Annotated in this window: 14 protein-coding genes; 4 read left to right on the forward strand and 10 right to left on the reverse strand. The window is 72.2% G+C overall.

The features are described 5' to 3' along the window. Window positions 1–385: acyltransferase domain-containing protein (locus ABZ646_RS06760; RefSeq protein WP_360513676.1), on the reverse strand; the 385-nt coding region annotated here is incomplete at its 3' end. Between the two features lie 67 nt (window positions 386–452). Between ABZ646_RS06760 and ABZ646_RS06765 the strand changes: the two genes are divergently transcribed. After that, a complete protein-coding gene (locus ABZ646_RS06765) occupies window positions 453–749 on the forward strand; it encodes a DUF6343 family protein (RefSeq protein ID WP_360513678.1) in 297 nt (98 codons plus the stop codon). Between the two features lie 66 nt (window positions 750–815). Here ABZ646_RS06765 and ABZ646_RS06770 read toward each other — a convergent pair whose 3' ends face one another. The 4 genes from ABZ646_RS06770 to rpsA form a co-directional block, all read right to left on the reverse strand. Then, on the reverse strand, window positions 816–1,202 hold the full coding sequence (locus tag ABZ646_RS06770) for a tetratricopeptide repeat protein (RefSeq protein ID WP_046729631.1): 387 nt from the start codon (window positions 1,200–1,202) through the stop codon (window positions 816–818). Between the two features lie 90 nt (window positions 1,203–1,292). Next, complete coding sequence (coaE, locus tag ABZ646_RS06775; protein WP_360513680.1) at window positions 1,293–1,904, reverse strand: dephospho-CoA kinase; 612 nt, start codon at window positions 1,902–1,904, stop codon at window positions 1,293–1,295. Window positions 1,905–1,987: 83 nt separating this feature from the next. Further along, entirely contained in the window at window positions 1,988–2,926 is a 939-nt protein-coding gene (locus ABZ646_RS06780; protein ID WP_360513682.1) for a PAC2 family protein, read from the reverse strand. 228 nt (window positions 2,927–3,154) lie between these two features. Next, window positions 3,155–4,651: a 30S ribosomal protein S1 gene (gene rpsA, locus ABZ646_RS06785; protein ID WP_046729628.1), complete on the reverse strand. Its 1,497-nt coding sequence runs from the start codon at window positions 4,649–4,651 to the stop codon at window positions 3,155–3,157. Between the two features lie 316 nt (window positions 4,652–4,967). On the opposite strand from rpsA, the gene ABZ646_RS06790 reads away from it, so the two are divergent. Next, the gene (locus tag ABZ646_RS06790) at window positions 4,968–5,834 is read left to right on the forward strand and encodes a class I SAM-dependent methyltransferase (protein WP_360513684.1); all 867 of its coding nucleotides are present in this window, start codon (window positions 4,968–4,970) and stop codon (window positions 5,832–5,834) included. A 62-nt stretch (window positions 5,835–5,896) separates the two neighbouring features. After that, window positions 5,897–8,542: an ATP-dependent helicase C-terminal domain-containing protein gene (locus ABZ646_RS06795; RefSeq protein WP_360513686.1), complete on the forward strand. Its 2,646-nt coding sequence runs from the start codon at window positions 5,897–5,899 to the stop codon at window positions 8,540–8,542. Here ABZ646_RS06795 and ABZ646_RS06800 read toward each other — a convergent pair. The 3 genes from ABZ646_RS06800 to ABZ646_RS06810 form a co-directional block, all read right to left on the reverse strand. After that, window positions 8,532–9,524 (reverse strand): DUF3068 domain-containing protein, encoded by a 993-nt coding sequence (locus tag ABZ646_RS06800; RefSeq protein ID WP_360513688.1) that lies wholly within the window; start codon window positions 9,522–9,524, stop codon window positions 8,532–8,534. The genes ABZ646_RS06795 and ABZ646_RS06800 overlap by 11 nt on opposite strands. A gap of 21 nt (window positions 9,525–9,545) precedes the next feature. Further along, window positions 9,546–9,680, reverse strand: coding sequence for an SPW_0924 family protein (locus ABZ646_RS06805; RefSeq protein ID WP_360513690.1), 135 nt, complete (start codon window positions 9,678–9,680; stop codon window positions 9,546–9,548). Between the two features lie 165 nt (window positions 9,681–9,845). After that, on the reverse strand, window positions 9,846–11,639 hold the full coding sequence (locus tag ABZ646_RS06810; RefSeq protein WP_360513692.1) for a lytic transglycosylase domain-containing protein: 1,794 nt from the start codon (window positions 11,637–11,639) through the stop codon (window positions 9,846–9,848). A 324-nt stretch (window positions 11,640–11,963) separates the two neighbouring features. Between ABZ646_RS06810 and ABZ646_RS06815 the strand changes: the two genes are divergently transcribed. Next, window positions 11,964–12,800 carry a DUF4184 family protein gene (locus ABZ646_RS06815; RefSeq protein WP_360513694.1) on the forward strand — a complete coding sequence of 279 codons (837 nt, stop codon included), beginning with the start codon at window positions 11,964–11,966 and terminating at the stop codon, window positions 12,798–12,800. Here ABZ646_RS06815 and ABZ646_RS06820 read toward each other — a convergent pair. Both ABZ646_RS06820 and polA read right to left on the reverse strand, forming a co-directional pair. Beyond that, window positions 12,739–13,107, reverse strand: coding sequence for a hypothetical protein (locus ABZ646_RS06820; RefSeq protein ID WP_360513696.1), 369 nt, complete (start codon window positions 13,105–13,107; stop codon window positions 12,739–12,741). The two genes, ABZ646_RS06815 and ABZ646_RS06820, sit on opposite strands and share 62 nt — an antisense overlap. A gap of 219 nt (window positions 13,108–13,326) precedes the next feature. Next, a complete protein-coding gene (polA, locus tag ABZ646_RS06825; RefSeq protein WP_360513698.1) occupies window positions 13,327–16,053 on the reverse strand; it encodes a DNA polymerase I in 2,727 nt (908 codons plus the stop codon). Window positions 16,054–16,190: the final 137 nt, after the last annotated feature.

Here is a 16,190-nt window from a genome sequence, read left to right on the forward strand (position 1 = left end):
GGGCGCCCAGCCCGCCGCGGCCGTACCGCCTGCGGTGCAGTGCCATGCCGCGGCCGAGATCGGTGAGCGTCATTCGGGTGATGTCGTCGGGGATGCCGAGTTCCCGGTGCGCGGCGCGCACGTGCGGCACCGCGACGAGGAAGGCGTACACGAGGAAGTACTCGCCGAGGGCGGCCGGGGCGTGGGCGGCCCGGTCCCCCAGTCCGGCCGGGTCGTCGACCTCCCGGACGACGCGGGTCACGTCCTCGGCGCACTCGTCCAGGAGCCGTCGTACGCCGGGATCGGTCGTCACCGTCCGCAGACGTGCGGTCACCTCGTTGATGTCCTCGTGGGGCACGGCGAGGTCGAGGAGCAGATCGGGCAGGTCGGCGGCGTCCGGCAGCACGATGGTTTCCCCCCTTGGTGAACGTCCTCGTCGAAGAGTACGTTGCTGGGAGGAGTGGTGATCCGCGATGCGTACAGGGAGTGAACCGGTCACCGCGCGCAGTCCGCTGCGGGCGCGGTTGTGGCTGAGTGTCTGGGGAATCGCCTGGGCGGTCTTCGGCACGGTGGTGTTCGCGGTCGTCGGACGTCCCGGCTGGGCGGCGGCCTGCGCGGTGCTGTGGCTGGTGGCCACCGTCGACCTTGCCGTGATCGTCAGGCACCTGCGGCAGGGCCCGCACTATCAGCCGGGCCGTGATGTACCGCCCTACCGGCCGGTGGACACCCCGCCGCCGTTTCGGCGCCCGCCGCGGCACCGGCATCCGTGAGCGCGCGTTCGGAGCGGTCGGCGGTGGGCGGCCGGCCGCGGCGGTGAGCCGTGCGCGAAAGCCCGCTCACGTACCGCTGTCGAAGCGGGCCGCCTTCAGGTACTCGGGGTTCGGGTCCAGCGCGGCCGCCAGCCGGAAGTGACGTATCGCGAGGTCGGCTCGGCCCTGGCGTTCATAGGTGCGGGCGAGCGCGAAGTGGGCGAACGCGTTGTCCGGCTCCCGCTCCAGGACGATGGTGAACTCCAGCTCGGCGGGCCGCAGTTGCGCGGCGGCGAAGAACGCACGCGCGCGCAGCAGCCGGGCGGCGGTGTTCTCGGGGTGCGCGGCGATCACTCCGTCGAGGAGTTTCACCGCGCCCCGCGGGTCCCGTGCGTTGAGCAGTTGCTCGGCGGCACGGAAGTCGATGACATGCGTCTCCGGAGTACGTCCGGTCGAACCGCTGGTCTCGGGCACGGCAAAGTCCTTCCCTCACTGAAGCGGTTCAACGCGTGGACAGGCGTCCGCTATTTCGTAGCCGGCTTCTGTGTCGTAGCGGGCTTCCCGCTAGTGCGGGGCCGCCTGCCGTGCCCTGCGCACGAGGTCCGCCCACACCTGCGCGACGCGCTGTCGCAGCGCGTCCAGGGGCACGTCGTTGTCGATGACCAGGTCGGCGATCTCCAGGCGCTTCTCACGGGTCGCCTGCGCGGCCATGCGCGCGCGTGCGTCCTGCTCCGTCATGCCCCGCAGCCGGGTGAGCCGGTCGAGCTGGGTCTCGGGGGCGGCGTCCACGACCACCACGAGGTCGTAGAGCGCGGCGAGACCGTTCTCCGCGAGGAGCGGGACGTCGTGGATCACCACGGCGTCGTCGGCGGCCGCCTGCTCCAGTTCTCGGGAGCGGGCCCCCACGAGAGGGTGCACGATCGAGTTGAGCACGGCGAGCCGCTCGGGGTCGGCGAAGACGATCGAGCCCAGTTTCGGCCGGTCCAGGCTGCCGTCGGCGGCCAGCACGTCCGGGCCGAAGGCCTCGGCGACGGCCGCCAGGCCGGGGGTGCCGGGCGCGACGACCTCACGCGCGATGCGGTCGGCGTCGATCAGGACGGCGCCGTGTCCGACCAGCAGCCGTGACACCTCGCTCTTGCCGGCGCCGATGCCGCCGGTGAGGCCAACTTTCAGCATGTCCCGAAGCTTAGGGCCTGCCACCGACACCGCCGCGGACAGGTCCTGGATCTCCGGGGCAGGTCCTTGTGCCGCGGCACGCCCTAGTTGTCGCCCTCCCGTTCCGCGAGGAAGCGTTCGAACTCCAGGCCGATCTCGTCGGCCGAGGGGATCTCCACCGGCTCGGCGAGCATGTTGCCCCGGGTCTCGGCGCCCGCGGCCGCGTCGTACTGGTGCTCAAGGCCCTGCACGAGCGCGGTGAGCTCCTCGTCGCCCTCCTGGATCTGGCGTTCGATCTCCGTCTGCGTGCGGTGCGCGTCCGTGCGCAGGGCGTGGGCGATGCCCGGGAGCACCAGGCCGGTGGCGCCGGTGACGGCCTCCAGGACGGTCAGGGCGGCGTCCGGGTAGGGCGAGCGGGCAATGTAGTGCGGAACGTGCGCGGCGACGCCCAGGACGTCGTGGCCCGCCTCCAGGAGGCGGTATTCGAGCAGCGCCTCGGCGCTGCCGGGCACCTGGGCCTCGTCGAAGGGGCTGCGGTGGCCGGGGACGAGGTCGGTGCGGTTGCCGTGCGGGGTGAGACCCACCGGGCGGGTGTGCGGCACGCCCATCGGGATGCCGTGGAAGTTCACCGAAAGGCGCACGCCGAGCCGCTCCACGATCTGCCGCACGGCCGCGGCGAAGCGCTCCCATTCGACGTCCGGCTCGGGGCCGGACAGCAGCAGGAACGGTGCGCCCGTGGCGTCCTGGACCAGCCGGACCTCGATGCCGGGCTCCTCGTACTCGGTCCAGCGGTCCCGCTTGAAGGTCAGCAGCGGGCGACGCGCCCGGTAGTCCACGAGCCGGTCGTGGTCGAAGCGGGCGACGACCTGGTGGGGCAGCGAGTCGAGGAGCCGGTCGACGATCTGGTCGCCGGTCTCGCCCGCGTCGATGTATCCGTCGAAGTGGTAGAGCATGACCAGACCGGCCGACTCCTGGGCGAGCGCCATGTCGACGACGGCGAGGCCCTTCGGCTCCCATGCGTACAAACCCTGCGGATCAAGCACTGTGACCGCTCCTCCTCGTGTTCGTACGTGACAACGCACCGCACGACGCGGGCATTCCTGACCAGCTGGCCTCTCGTGGCAGTTTCACACCGGGACGGCGGAACAACTCCCGGGGACTGCCGGGAAGTTCCCGGGACGCAGCGGTGCGACGCGCCGGAACACGCCGAGGGCCCGCACCTCGAAAGGTGCGGGCCCTCGGTGAAGCGGCTAAGCCCTGGGGGCTAGCGTTCAGCTCTGGCCACCGGCCAGCTTCTCGCGGAGCGCGGCGAGCGCCTCGTCCGAAGCGAGCGCGCCGGAGGTGTCCGCACCCTCGGAGGAGTACGAACCGCCACCCGCGGCCGGAGCGGCACCCGCGGCGTCGCCACCCTCGGCGGCGGCAGCGGCGTCGGCCTCGCGGCTCTTGATGACCTGCTGCTGGTGCTGCTCGAAGCGCTGCTGCGCCTCGGCGTACTGGTGCTCCCACGCCTCGCGCTGGGTCTCGTAGCCCTCGAGCCAGTCGTTGGTCTCGGGGTCGAAGCCCTCGGGGTAGATGTAGTTGCCCTGGTCGTCGTAGGACGCGGCCATGCCGTACAGGGTCGGGTCGAACTCGACCGTGGCCGGGTCGGCACCGAAGGCCTCGTTGGCCTGCTTCAGCGAGAGGCTGATGCGGCGGCGCTCGAGGTCGATGTCGATGACCTTGACGAAGATCTCGTCGTTGACCTGGACGACCTGCTCCGGGATCTCCACGTGGCGCTCGGCCAGCTCGGAGATGTGGACCAGACCCTCGATGCCCTCGTCCACGCGGACGAACGCGCCGAACGGAACCAGCTTCGTGACCTTGCCGGGCACGACCTGGCCGATCTGGTGGGTGCGGGCGAACTGCTGCCACGGGTCTTCCTGGGTCGCCTTCAGCGACAGGGAGACACGCTCGCGGTCCATGTCGACGTCGAGGACCTCGACGGTGACCTCCTGGCCGACCTCGACGACCTCGGACGGGTGGTCGATGTGCTTCCAGGACAGCTCGGAGACGTGGACCAGACCGTCGACGCCACCCAGGTCCACGAAGGCACCGAAGTTGACGATCGAGGAGACCACACCGGAACGGACCTGACCCTTCTGGAGGGTCGTGAGGAACGTCTGGCGGACCTCGGACTGGGTCTGCTCCAGCCAGGCACGGCGGGACAGGACCACGTTGTTGCGGTTCTTGTCCAGCTCGATGATCTTCGCCTCGAGCTCCTTGCCCACGTAGGGCTGGAGGTCGCGGACGCGGCGCATCTCGACAAGAGAGGCCGGGAGGAAGCCGCGGAGGCCGATGTCGAGGATGAGACCACCCTTGACGACCTCGATGACGGTACCGGTGACGATGCCGTCCTCTTCCTTGATCTTCTCGATGGTGCCCCAGGCACGCTCGTACTGGGCGCGCTTCTTCGAGAGGATCAGGCGGCCTTCCTTGTCCTCCTTCTGGAGAACAAGGGCCTCGATCTCGTCACCGACGGCGACGACCTCGTTGGGGTCGACGTCGTGCTTGATCGAGAGCTCGCGGCTCGGGATGACACCTTCGGTCTTGTAACCGATGTCGAGCAGGACCTCGTCCCGGTCGACCTTCACGATGACGCCGTCGACGATGTCGCCGTCGTTGAAGTACTTGATCGTCTCGTCGATCGCGGCGAGGAAGGCTTCCTCGTTACCGATGTCGTTGACCGCAACCTGCGGGGTGGTGGCGGTGGTCTCGGTGCTGCTCGTCATGTGGGAAAGGGCTCCGGTACGGACATTGAGTCGTAGGTACTGCTTACGCCGGGAGCCCGTTTCGCTCTGATGAAGACCGGACAGCCAAGGAAGCCCCACACAAAACCGCTGGTGGCGCCTCGAGAACCGAGGGGACATACAACAGATGCGAGCGCAGCCTGCTACGTCTGAGGTGCGCAGGCCCGCAGCGCAACTTGTAGCATACGGGGGCAGCCGGGCAGGGTCAATGCGCGAAGGCGCACACCCGGGGCGGATCGCCGCATACCCGGCACAAGAACCGTCCCGCGAGGCCACGCGGGTCCGGAAAACCTCTTCCGTGACGCCCCGCGGACGGGTTGCAGGGAAGAGTACGACGAGGGAGCCGATCATCCAAGAGCCCGATTCGTTCGACCTCGAACCGGAAGCCACCCGGCGGACCGCCGGGGCCGCCGAGAGCAGCAGGGCCAACCGGGGCTGGTGGGACCGCAACGCCGACGAGTACCAGATCGAGCACGGCACGTTCCTCGGCGACGACCGTTTCGTGTGGGGGCCCGAGGGCCTCGACGAGGTGGAGGCGGAGCTGCTCGGCCCGCCGGAGGAGCTGAAGGACAAGGACGTCCTGGAGATCGGCGCCGGCGCGGCCCAGTGCGCGCGCTGGCTGGCCGCCCAGGGGGCGCGGCCGGTCGCCCTGGACCTCTCGCACCGCCAGCTCCAGCACGCGCTGCGCATCGGCGGATCGTTTCCGCTCGTGTGCGCGGACGCGGGTGCGCTGCCCTTCGCGGACGCCTCCTTCGACCTGGCGTGCTCGGCGTACGGCGCGCTCCCCTTCGTCGCCGACCCGCGCCAGGTGCTGCGCGAGGTGTGCCGGGTGCTGCGCCCCGGCGGCCGTTTCGTCTTCTCGGTCACCCACCCGGTCCGCTGGGCGTTCCCGGACGAGCCGGGCCCCGAGGGTCTCACGGTCGCGAGTTCCTACTTCGACCGCACCCCGTACGTCGAGCAGGACGAGGACGGCCGCGCGGTGTACGTCGAGCACCACCGCACGCTGGGCGACCGCGTCCGCGACATCGTCTCCGCGGGCTTCACCCTCGTCGACCTGGTCGAACCCGAGTGGCCCGCCTGGAACACCTCCGAATGGGGTGGCTGGTCCCCGCTGCGCGGCAACCTCGTCCCGGGGACGGCGATCTTCGTGTGCGAGCGTGGCTGAACCGCCCGACCGAAGCGCACGCGCGCGTGAAGGGCGTTCCCGGGACGTACGACACTGGGGGCGTGATCCGTTACGACGCCCTGGACGCGCTGCCCGTACGGCAGGCCCTGCCCGGCCTGGACGACGCCCTGGCCGGGCACGGCACCGCCGTCCTGGTGGCACCGCCCGGCACCGGCAAGACGACGCTGGTGCCCCTGGCGCTGGCCGGTCTGCTGGGCGAGGGGCCGGCGCGGCGGGTGGTGGTGGCCGAACCGCGCCGGATCGCCGCCCGCGCGGCGGCCCGGCGGATGGCGTGGCTGCTGGGCGAGCAGGTCGGCCGGAGCGTCGGCTACACCGTGCGCGGGGAGCGGGTCGTCGGACGCCGCGCGCGCGTGGAGGTGGTGACGACCGGTGTGCTCCTGCAGCGCCTGCAACGCGACCAGGAGCTGTCCGGCGTCGACGTCGTCGTCCTCGACGAGTGCCACGAACGGCATCTGGACGCCGACACGGTGGCGGCCTTCCTCTGGGACGTACGGGAGACGCTGCGGCCGGAACTGGGTCTGGTGGCCGCTTCGGCGACCACGGACGCCGAGGGCTGGGCCCGGCTGCTGGGCGGCGCGCCGGTGGTCGAGGCGCGCGGCGTCACGTACCCGGTGGAAGTGGTGTGGGCGCCGCCGCTGCGGCCGGTGCGGCCACCGCACGGGATGCGGGTCGACCCGGCGCTGCTGACGCACGTGGCGTCGGTGGTGCGGCGGGCGCTGGCCGAGCGGGACGGGGACGTGCTGTGCTTCCTGCCGGGGGTGGGCGAGATCGCGCGCGTGGCGGGGCAGCTGGGCGACCTCGGGGACACCGAGGTGCTCCAGGTGCACGGCAGGGCGCCGGCCGCGGTGCAGGACGCGGTGCTGGCGCCCGGGGAGCGGCGCCGGGTGGTGCTGGCGACTGCGGTCGCCGAGTCCTCGCTGACCGTCCCGGGGGTACGGGTGGTCGTCGACTCGGGGCTCGCGCGGGAGCCGCGGGTGGACCATGCGCGCGGGCTGGGCGCACTGGCGACGGTGCGGGCGTCCCGTGCGGCCGGGCGGCAGCGGGCGGGGCGGGCCGGGCGTGAGGCGCCGGGGGCGGTGTACCGCTGCTGGTCCGAGGCCGAGGACGGACGCCTGACGGCCTTTCCCGCGCCGGAGATCAGGGTGGCCGACCTGACCTCGTTCGCCCTTCAGGCGGCCTGCTGGGGCGATCCCGGCGCCACGGGGCTGGCCTTGCTGGATCCGCCGCCGGGCGGGGCGATGGCGGCGGCGCGGGCTCTGCTGATGACGATCGGGGCGGTGGACCCCGCCGGCCGGGCCACGGAGCGAGGGGCCCGGTTGGCGCGGCTGGGCCTGCACCCCCGGCTGGGGCGGGCCCTGGTGGACGGTGCCGCCGTGGTGGGGGCGGAGCAGGCCGCGGAGGTGGTCGCGCTGTTGAGCGAGGAGGTCCCCCGGGAGTACGGGGACGATCTGGGCGCCGCGCTGCGGAGCGCGCGGCGCGGGGGCGACGCCTACTCCGGGAGATGGCGTTCGGAGGTCCGGCGACTGCGGGCCGCCTTCACCGACCTCTCCCGCCCGGCCGACCGCGCCTCTTCACCGGGGGGCGGGGCCGGGGCCGGGATCGGGACCAGGGCCGGGGACATGACTGGGGACGGGGCCAAAGGCGAGGCCGGGGCCGGGGCCGACGCCAGAGGCGGGGCCGGTGGCAGCGGGGTTCAGGGCGGGCTGGGCGGCTCTGGTGATCAGGTTGTCGGGCTCGTCGCCGCGCTCGCCTTTCCCGAGCGGGTCGCCCGGGCCGACGGCGGATCTCACCTCATGGTCTCCGGGACCCGTGCCGAGCTCCGTGAGGGATCACCGCTGCGGTCCGCGCCCTGGCTCGCCGTCGCCGTGGCCGACCGGCCCGTGGGGAAGGGGCACGCACGCGTGCAGCTCGCGGCCACGGTGGACGAGGAGACCGCGCGCCGGGCGGCCGGTCCCCTGCTCGACACCCGCGACGAGGTCCGCTGGGCCGACGGGGACGTGGTCGCGCGACGGGTGGCCAGGCTCGGGGCGATCGAGCTGGCCGTGCGGCCGCTGCGGGACGCCGACCCCGCCCTCGTACGCGACGCGCTGCTCGAAGGACTGCGGCAGGAAGGGCTCGGCCTGTTGCGGTGGACGGCGGACGGCGTCGCACTGCGGCAGCGGCTCGCCTTTCTCCGGCTGCGGGTCGGGGAGCCCTGGCCCGACGTCGGCGACGACGCGCTGCACGCGCGCGTGGCCGAATGGCTGGAACCGGAGCTGAGCAGGGCCCGGCGGCGGGCCGATCTCGGGCGCGTCGACGCCGGGGAGGCGCTGCGCCGGCTGCTGCCGTGGGCGAGCGGGGCGGCGGGGCGGTTGGACGAGCTGGCGCCGGAGCGGATCGTCGTACCCAGTGGATCGCGGATCCGGGTCGATTACGGGAACCCCGAGCAACCGGTGCTCGCCGTGAAGTTGCAGGAGATGTTCGGGTTGCAGGAGTCGCCCGCCGTGGCAGGGGTGCCGGTGCTGGTGCATCTGCTGTCACCGGCCGGGCGGCCCGCCGCCGTCACCGCCGACCTCGCCTCCTTCTGGCGGGACGGCTACCGGGGCGTACGGGCCGAACTACGGGGGCGGTACCCGAAGCATCCCTGGCCCGAGGACCCCGTCGGTGCCGAACCCACCCGGCACACCAACGCGCGGCTCAGGCGCTGACCGGTTCGGGGACGTCGGCCGGCGTCGGCCGCGGGTCGGCGGGGCGGCGGCCGAGCGCCTCCAGGTACAGGGAGAGCGCGAGCAGCGCGATGCCGAGGGAGAGGAAGCCCCAGGGGAGGTAGGAGGTCAGCAGCAGGACGATCGTGCGGTTGTGCTTGACCAGGGCGACCGTGTGCTCGACGTAGTCCTCGCGCATCTTCACGTCACCGGCGAAGGCGGTCACCTCGGCGCGGCCGCCGAGCAGGGTGCCGCCGCGCAGTTCCTCCTTGTGGATCTCCTCGCCGTTGACGGGTGCGCCGGTGACGGGCTCGACCCAGAACTTGCGGACCGTGGTGTACCAGCGGGTGGTGCCGGTCTTGGCGACCGATTCCGGGGTGATGCCCTGCACCGGCATCTTCCTGGGCAGGGAGACCCGGGTCCACGGGATGGTCTGCTCGAAGTAGTAGACCTTGACGCCCCGGAAGGTCTGCGTGCCCTTGTAGTGGATGGGGTTGGTGGTGCGGGTCTGCGCGTCGAAGTACTCGTAGTCCCGTTTCTCGGTCAGGAAGGGCCACTTGAACTCGATGCCGTCGCGTTTCACCGGGTCGCCGTCGACCATCTCGCCGGTGGCGTGGACGGGTTCCTGGCTGTGGGCGTCGAAGATGTAGCGTTCGGGGATCTCGGAGACCATCTTGCCGTCGGGTCCCTGGACGTAGGACAGGCCGTCCCAGACGACGACGTCCCGCCCCGCCGTCTTCTCGATCCGATTCGCGGCCGCCACGTCGCCCTTGAGGGTCTGCACGATGGTGACCTGGGGGACCTTCTTCGCCTTCATGGTGCCGTAGTCGAGGAGCGTGGCGTTCTTCGCCACCATGACCACGGCCTGGTACTGGTTCGCCGGGATCTTGGCCAGGCGCGGGAAGGCGTACCAGCGCAGCAGCGGGGACAGCGCCGCGAAGAACACGGCACAGGCGAGCAGGACCAGACTGGCCGTGCGGCGCATCTCGGCCTCCCGGGGCGGCGGTTACGGGTGTACGGGCACCGTCGTGAGCAGCGGCTTGGGGGACGTCTTTCCGGTCGGCGATCCCATGGCACTGACGGTCACGACCAGGACGACCGCGAGAACGAGGCCGGTCGCGGCGGCGATCAGGGCGCGCATGCGGGACCTCCCTGCGGACGGTTTCCTGATGGTTCGTCAGGTCCGGGCACGGTAGCAACGGGAGGACGAGATGAGAACACGTCGCACACGGCCGTACGACGACCGAGGGCGCCGTCCCGCGTCGGCGGGAGGGCGCCCTCGTGGCCGTACGGCCGGGTCGGCGGATCAGGGCGTGGCGGAGGTGGACGGGCTCGCCGAAGCCGAGGCGGAGGCCGACGCGGAGGCGGTCGGCGACGGGCTCGGCGAGGCGTCCGCCGCGGCCACCGTCAGTTCGACGGTGAGCGTCGCACCGCCGGTGGTGGTGATGCGCAGCAGGAACGTGCCGGTGGTGTCGTCCGCGTACAGCTTGGGCAGCGTGAGCAGGCCGTTCGCGTCCGTCCGGAGGTCCGTGAGGGCGCGTACCGCGTTGCCGTCGGCGTCCTTGAAGTACGGGCCCTTGTCGTCGGTGCTCGGGTCGTCCGCGGACTTGATCAGCGTGGCGGTGGCGGCGACCTTGCCGGCCACGGCGCCCTGGTAGGTGGCCTTCACCTGGACCTGGTCGGCGAACTCGCCGCCGGGGGTGCAGGTCAGTGCGGTGTCGCTGGTGCGGGCGACGGTGTCCGCGGTGCGCGCGGTGACGGTCGCGGCGTAGTCGACGCCCTTGACCGTACGGCCGACCACACTGGCGCGGACCGTGAAGTCGCCGGTCTTCTCGCCCGCCTGGAGCGCCGGCGCGAGGGCGACGCCCTTGCTGTCGGTGACGACCGTGGCGGTGGTCTCGCCGCCGGTGAAGGTCGTGTCCGTGTCCCCGACGACGGTGAAGCGGACACGCACCTTGGCGACGGCCCGGCCGACCTTGGTCTCCGCGCGCGTGCTGATCCTCTTGGCGAACGCGTCGCCGGCCGTCGCGGTGAGTTTGGCGGTGCCCGCGTCCTCCAGGTGGTCCACGCTGTCGGTGGCCGTGGGCGGCAGGCCCGGGGGCGCGCTCGGGGTGCCCGGGGCGGGCTCGCCGGGGTTCGGCGTGGAGGTGCCCGGTGTGCCGGGTGCGCTGGGCGACGGGGAGGTGGTGGCGCCGCCCGAGCCACCAGAGCCAGAGCCAGAGCCCGAGCCGGAACCCGAGCCGGAGTCGCTGCGGTGGGAGGGCACGGTGCCGGTGCCGTTCGGGACCGAGTGGGTGCCCTTGCGGTAGAACTCGTACCAGGACATGACCAGGTTCAGGTAGTCCTGCGAGTTGTTGTAGCTGAGGATCGCGCTGTTCATGTCGGCCTGGACGGACAGGTCCCAGCCGTTGCGGCACAGGTAGTGGCCGGCGGCGAGCGCCGCGTCGTAGACGTTGTTCGGGTCCTTGACTCCGTCGCCGTTGCCGTCGCGGCCCGCCCACGCCCAGGTCGACGGGATGAACTGCATCGGGCCGACGGCTTGGTCGTACTGGCTGTTGCCGTCGTACTTGCCGCCGTCGGTGTCCTTGATGAGCGCGAAGCCGTTGCCGTCGAGTTCGGGGCCGAGGATCCGGTGCAGTGTGTTGCCCTCGGCGTCGACGTCACCGCCGCGGGCCTGGCCGGACTCCACCTTGCCGATGGCGGCGAGCAGTTGCCAGGGCAGGTTGCAGCCGGGCTTGGATGCGCGCAGTTCCGCCTCGGCCTTCTTGTAGGCGTCGAGGACCGTGGCGGGTATGCCGGCCTCGGCCGCGCCCCCGGAGACGGCGGTGCCGATGCTCGACGAGGAGGCGGTCGGACTGGCGCTGGGGTTGGGGCTGTTGAGCGGCGGCAGGTCCGTGTAGTAAGGCGAGTTGCCGGTGGCGCCGCCGGCCGCACCGCCTGCGCCGGACGCGGAGGTGCTGGCGCCGGCGTTGGCCTGTCTGCCCGTGTCGCCGTTCGCGACGCCGGGAGCCTGGGACGCGGACAGAGCCGCCACCGCCAACGCGGCCGCGGCGGTCGTCGCCGCCCCCTTGCGCAGCCGCCTGCCGAATTGCGCCGCCATAGTGGTGAACCCCTCCCCTGAACGCCTTCTGGGCGCCCGTCTCCGTCTGTCTGCTCGCCCTGGTGTGACGATGGACCCGGTGCTGTGGTTGCCCCCGTTACCTCTTTCGGGTTGTGAGGTCGTGCACCCGGCCGTACGCGCCCCGGGCTGCGACCCAGGCGACCCTACGACAACTTGCTTTCCACCGACACCCGGCGGTGCCCGATTTTCACCAGTTGGCCATCCGCCGTTGAACGGCGGTGGTGTTGCGGATACTTGTCGTACGCGATCACGGTTCGGCGCTCCGGCCGACGACTGTTCCAGACGACTGCTCCAGGGGGACCGGTGCCGTTCACTCTCAGCCACGCCGCCGCCGTACTGCCCGCCGTGCGCGGTGACGGGGCCGGCCGCGGGCGGCTGGTGCCGGCGGTGCTCGTCGCGGGGTCGTTCGCCCCCGACCTCACCTTCTACGCGGCGAGCGCGGTGCCGGACGCGATGGCGTTCGGCGGGTTCACGCACTCCTTCACCGGAGTCCTCACCGTGGACGTGCTGTTCTCCTGGGCGCTGGTGGCGCTGTGGCTGCTGGTGCGGGAGCCACTGGTGGCACTCCTCCCCCGGGCCCGGCAGGGGCGGCTCTCGGCCCTGCTCCGCTGCGGTGCGCCACGCGCTCGTGCCGGGCTGCGGCTGACGGCCCGGTGGTACCTCTGCGCCGTCCTCGGCGGTCTCACCCATGTCGTTTGGGACGCGTTCACGCACCGCGACCGCTGGGGCAGCCGGCTCGTCCCCGCGATCGGCCGGAACTTCGCGGGAGTGCCGCTGTACACCCTGCTCCAGTACGGCAGTTCGGCGGTGGGCGCGGCCGTTCTCGCCGTGTTCCTGGTGCGGGCGGTACGCCGGGCGCCGGACGGGGAGCCGGTGGGGGTGCCACCGCTGTCGGTACGGGACCGGTGGTGGGCCGGGGCCGGGCTCGCGGGCTGCGCCCTGCTGGCGGCGGTGCAGCGGGCGACGCGGTGGTGGGAGTACTGGGGGGCCACGGCGAAGCCCTGGGAGCTGTTGCCGACCGTGCTGTTCGGAGCGGGCGCGGGGCTGCTGCTGGGAGTGGTCGGATACGCCGTGGCCGTCAGGGTGTGGCGTCCGGTTCCGGCGACCGAGGTGCGGCGGACCCGGTCCGCCGTTCGGTGAGGGTGGCCACGAACACGGTCATGGTGCGGGGGCGGTGGGGGCCGGGGAGCGCGGTGAGGACCAGCGCGAGGTAACCGCGGCCCAGGTCGAGCCACTGGCGCGGGCCGGGACGGGCGCGGAGCCGCCGACGGAGGCGGGTGACCGTGCGGCGCGCGGTGACGGCGAGGTCGGCGGGGATGCGGGCGGAGCTGGCGGCGGCCGCCTGGGCCGGGGCCGACGGAACTGCCGTGACCTGCGCCGCGGCGGAGCGGGCCTTGGCCGGGGGCCTGCTCTGGGGCGTCCGGCGGTGAACCATACGTATACCCATGGCCGCATCCTTGCCGGTGGCGATGGCGGGGGCGTTCTGACGGGGTCCAGGTGAGTGACGGGCTCTGCGGGGCTCGGCGGGGCTCGGCGGCCGAGGCGAGGGCACTGGGCTCGCCGCCCCTTTGCCCGCCGCCCCCGGCCCGCCGCGACGGCTGAGCGTCACTGCGGCGGACAGAAGGCAACGGCGGCCGAAGGGTGTCCCGTCACTGCGAGCCGGGCCTCAGTGTGCTGCCGACTCCCAGTCCGGGCCGACGCCCACCGACACGTCCAGCGGAGCCCTGAGGTGGACCGCGTCGGCCATCTGGGCGCGCAGGAGGGACTCGACCTCGGCGCGCTCGCCGGGGGCGATCTCCAGGACGATTTCGTCGTGGACCTGGAGGAGCATGCGGGACTTCAGGTCCGCCTCGCGCAGGGCGCCGTCCACCCGGAGCATGGCGATCTTGACGATGTCCGCCGCCGTGCCCTGGATGGGCGCGTTGAGGGCCATCCGCTCGGCGGCCTCCCGGCGCTGGCGGTTGTCGCTGTTGAGGTCGGGGAGGTAGCGGCGGCGGCCGAACAGGGTCGCCGTGTAGCCGGTGGCCCGGGCCTCGTCGACGACACGGCGCAGGTAGTCGCGCACCCCGCCGAACCGCTCGAAGTACGTGTCCATCAGGCCTCGGGCCTCGCCCGCGTCGATGTTCAGCTGCTGGGAGAGACCGAAGGCCGAAAGACCGTACGCGAGGCCGTACGACATCGCCTTGATCTTGCGGCGCATCTCCGCGTCGACGGCCGAGCGGTCGACGTCGAACACCTGTGAGGCGACCGTGTTGTGCAGGTCCTCCCCGGAGGTGAAGGCCTCGATCAGGCCCTCGTCCTCGGAGAGGTGGGCCATCACGCGCAGCTCGATCTGGCTGTAGTCGGCGGTCATGAGCGACTCGTAGCCCTCGCCCACCACGAAGCCGCGGCGGATCGCCCGGCCCTCGTCGGTGCGGACCGGGATGTTCTGGAGGTTCGGGTCCGTGGAGGAGAGCCGGCCGGTCGCGGCGACGGTCTGGTTGAAGGTGGTGTGGATACGGCCGTCGGCGGCGACGGTCTTGATCAGGCCCTCGACCGTGACCCGCAGCTTGGCCTGCTCACGATGGCGGAGCATGATCACCGGCAGTTCGTTCTCGGTCTGGCCGGCGAGCCAGGCGAGCGCGTCCGCGTCGGTGGTGTAGCCGGTCTTGGTCTTCTTCGTCTTCGGGAGGGCCAGCTCGCCGAAGAGGACCTCCTGGAGCTGCTTGGGCGAGCCCAGGTTGAACTCGTGTCCGGCCGCCGCGTGCGCCTCCTTCACGGCCTGCTGCACCGCGCCCGCGAACATCTGCTCCATCGCCTCCAGGTGCGGGCGGTCGGCGGCGATGCCGTACCGCTCCATGCGGGCGAGGAGGATCGAGGTGGGCAGCTCCATGTCGCGCAGCAGGTCCGCGGCGCCGACCTCCTCCAGCAGGCCCTCGAAGGCCTCGCCGAGGTCGAGGATCGCACGGGCCTGGATCATCAGGGCCTCGGCCTCGGCACCGTCGTCCGCGCCGAACGCGAGCTGGCCGTCGGCCGCGGCGGCGGGGGCCAGCTCGCGGTGCAGGTACTCCAGGGACAGCGCGTCCAGGTCGAAGGAGCGGCGGCCGGGCTTGACCAGGTACGCGGCGAGCGCGGTGTCCATGGTGACGCCGTCGATGCGCCAGCCGTGCTCGGCGAAGACCCGCATCGCGCCCTTGGCGTTGTGGAAGACCTTGGGCCGGGCGGCGTCGGCGAGCCAGGCCGCCCACGCGTTCTCGTCGGACTCGTCGAGCTGGGCGGGGTCGAACCAGGCGGCCGGGCCGCCTCCGGTGGCGAGGGCGACCTCGGCGACCGAGCCGGCGCCGAGCGCCCAGGCGTCGACGGTGGCCACGCCCAGCGCGGTGGTGCCGTGCTCGGCGAGCCAGCCCGCGAGGTCGCCGGTGCCGAGGACGGTGGCGTCGACCTCCACGCCCGCCTCGGCGACCGGGGTGGACTCGGCCTGCTCGGCGCCGGGGTCGACGGCGTAGAGCCGCTCGCGCAGCGAGGGGTTGCGGATCTCCAGGGTGTCCAGGATCATCGCGACGTTCTTGCGGTCGTACGGGGCGCGCTCCAGGTCGGCGACCGACTTCGGCAGCTCCACGCCGCGCTCCAGCTCGGTGAGCCGGCGGTTCAGCTTGACCGACTCCAGGTGGTCGCGGAGGTTCTGGCCGGCCTTGCCCTTGACCTCGTCGACGCGCTCGACCAGGTCGGCGAAGGAACCGAACTGGTTGATCCACTTCGCCGCGGTCTTCTCGCCGACGCCGGGGATGCCGGGGAGGTTGTCGGACGGGTCGCCGCGCAGGGCCGCGAAGTCGGGGTACTGGGCGGGCGTCAAGCCGTACTTCTCGAAAACCTTCTCCGGGGTGAACCGGGTCAGCTCGGAGACGCCCTTCGTGGGATAGAGGACCGTGGTGTGCTCGGTGACCAGCTGGAAGGAGTCGCGGTCGCCGGTGACGATGAGCACCTCGAAGCCCTCGGCCTCGGCCTGGGTGGCGAGGGTGGCGATGATGTCGTCGGCCTCGAAGCCCTCGACGGCGAAGCGCTGCGCGTGCATGGCGTCGAGCAGCTCGCCGATCAGCTCGACCTGGCCCTTGAACTCGTCCGGGGTCTTGGAGCGGTTCGCCTTGTACTCGGTGAACTCCTCCGACCGCCAGGTCTTGCGGGAGACGTCGAACGCCACCGCGAAATGCGTGGGCGCCTCGTCACGCAGGGTGTTGGCCAGCATCGACGCGAAGCCGTAGATCGCGTTCGTCGGCTGGCCCGTCGCGGTCGTGAAGTTCTCCGCGGGCAGCGCGAAGAACGCGCGGTACGCCAGCGAGTGCCCGTCCATGAGCATCAGCCGGGGACGGGTGCCGCCGGGGGTCTTGTCGGTCTGCTTCGCTGCTGTTTCTGCCACGCCCCCGATCCTGCCACGCCGCACTGACAGTCAGGGCGGCGAGGAGACGGGAGCCGGCCGGGTGCCCGTACTCGATGGCTGTCGGCGGCACGTGCGAGGATCTGGTGTGCAGGGCAGTGGTGCCGGCGTGAGGAGAG

Source organism: Streptomyces sp. NPDC007162, from assembly GCF_040634175.1.
In the GTDB taxonomy this organism is placed as follows: Bacteria; Actinomycetota; Actinomycetes; order Streptomycetales; family Streptomycetaceae; genus Streptomyces.

Bases quoted from the DNA above. Each gene is read 5' to 3' on its own strand.
- rpsA (WP_046729628.1), bottom strand. From the start codon at position 4,651: ATGACGAGCAGCACCGAGACCACCGCCACCACCCCGCAGGTTGCGGTC.
- ABZ646_RS06805 (WP_360513690.1), bottom strand. From the start codon at position 9,680: ATGCGCGCCCTGATCGCCGCCGCGACCGGCCTCGTTCTCGCGGTCGTC.
- ABZ646_RS06765 (WP_360513678.1), top strand. From the start codon at position 453: ATGCGTACAGGGAGTGAACCGGTCACCGCGCGCAGTCCGCTGCGGGCG.
- ABZ646_RS06800 (WP_360513688.1), bottom strand. From the start codon at position 9,524: ATGCGCCGCACGGCCAGTCTGGTCCTGCTCGCCTGTGCCGTGTTCTTC.
- coaE (WP_360513680.1), bottom strand. From the start codon at position 1,904: ATGCTGAAAGTTGGCCTCACCGGCGGCATCGGCGCCGGCAAGAGCGAG.
- ABZ646_RS06820 (WP_360513696.1), bottom strand. From the start codon at position 13,107: ATGGGTATACGTATGGTTCACCGCCGGACGCCCCAGAGCAGGCCCCCG.
- ABZ646_RS06810 (WP_360513692.1), bottom strand. From the start codon at position 11,639: ATGGCGGCGCAATTCGGCAGGCGGCTGCGCAAGGGGGCGGCGACGACC.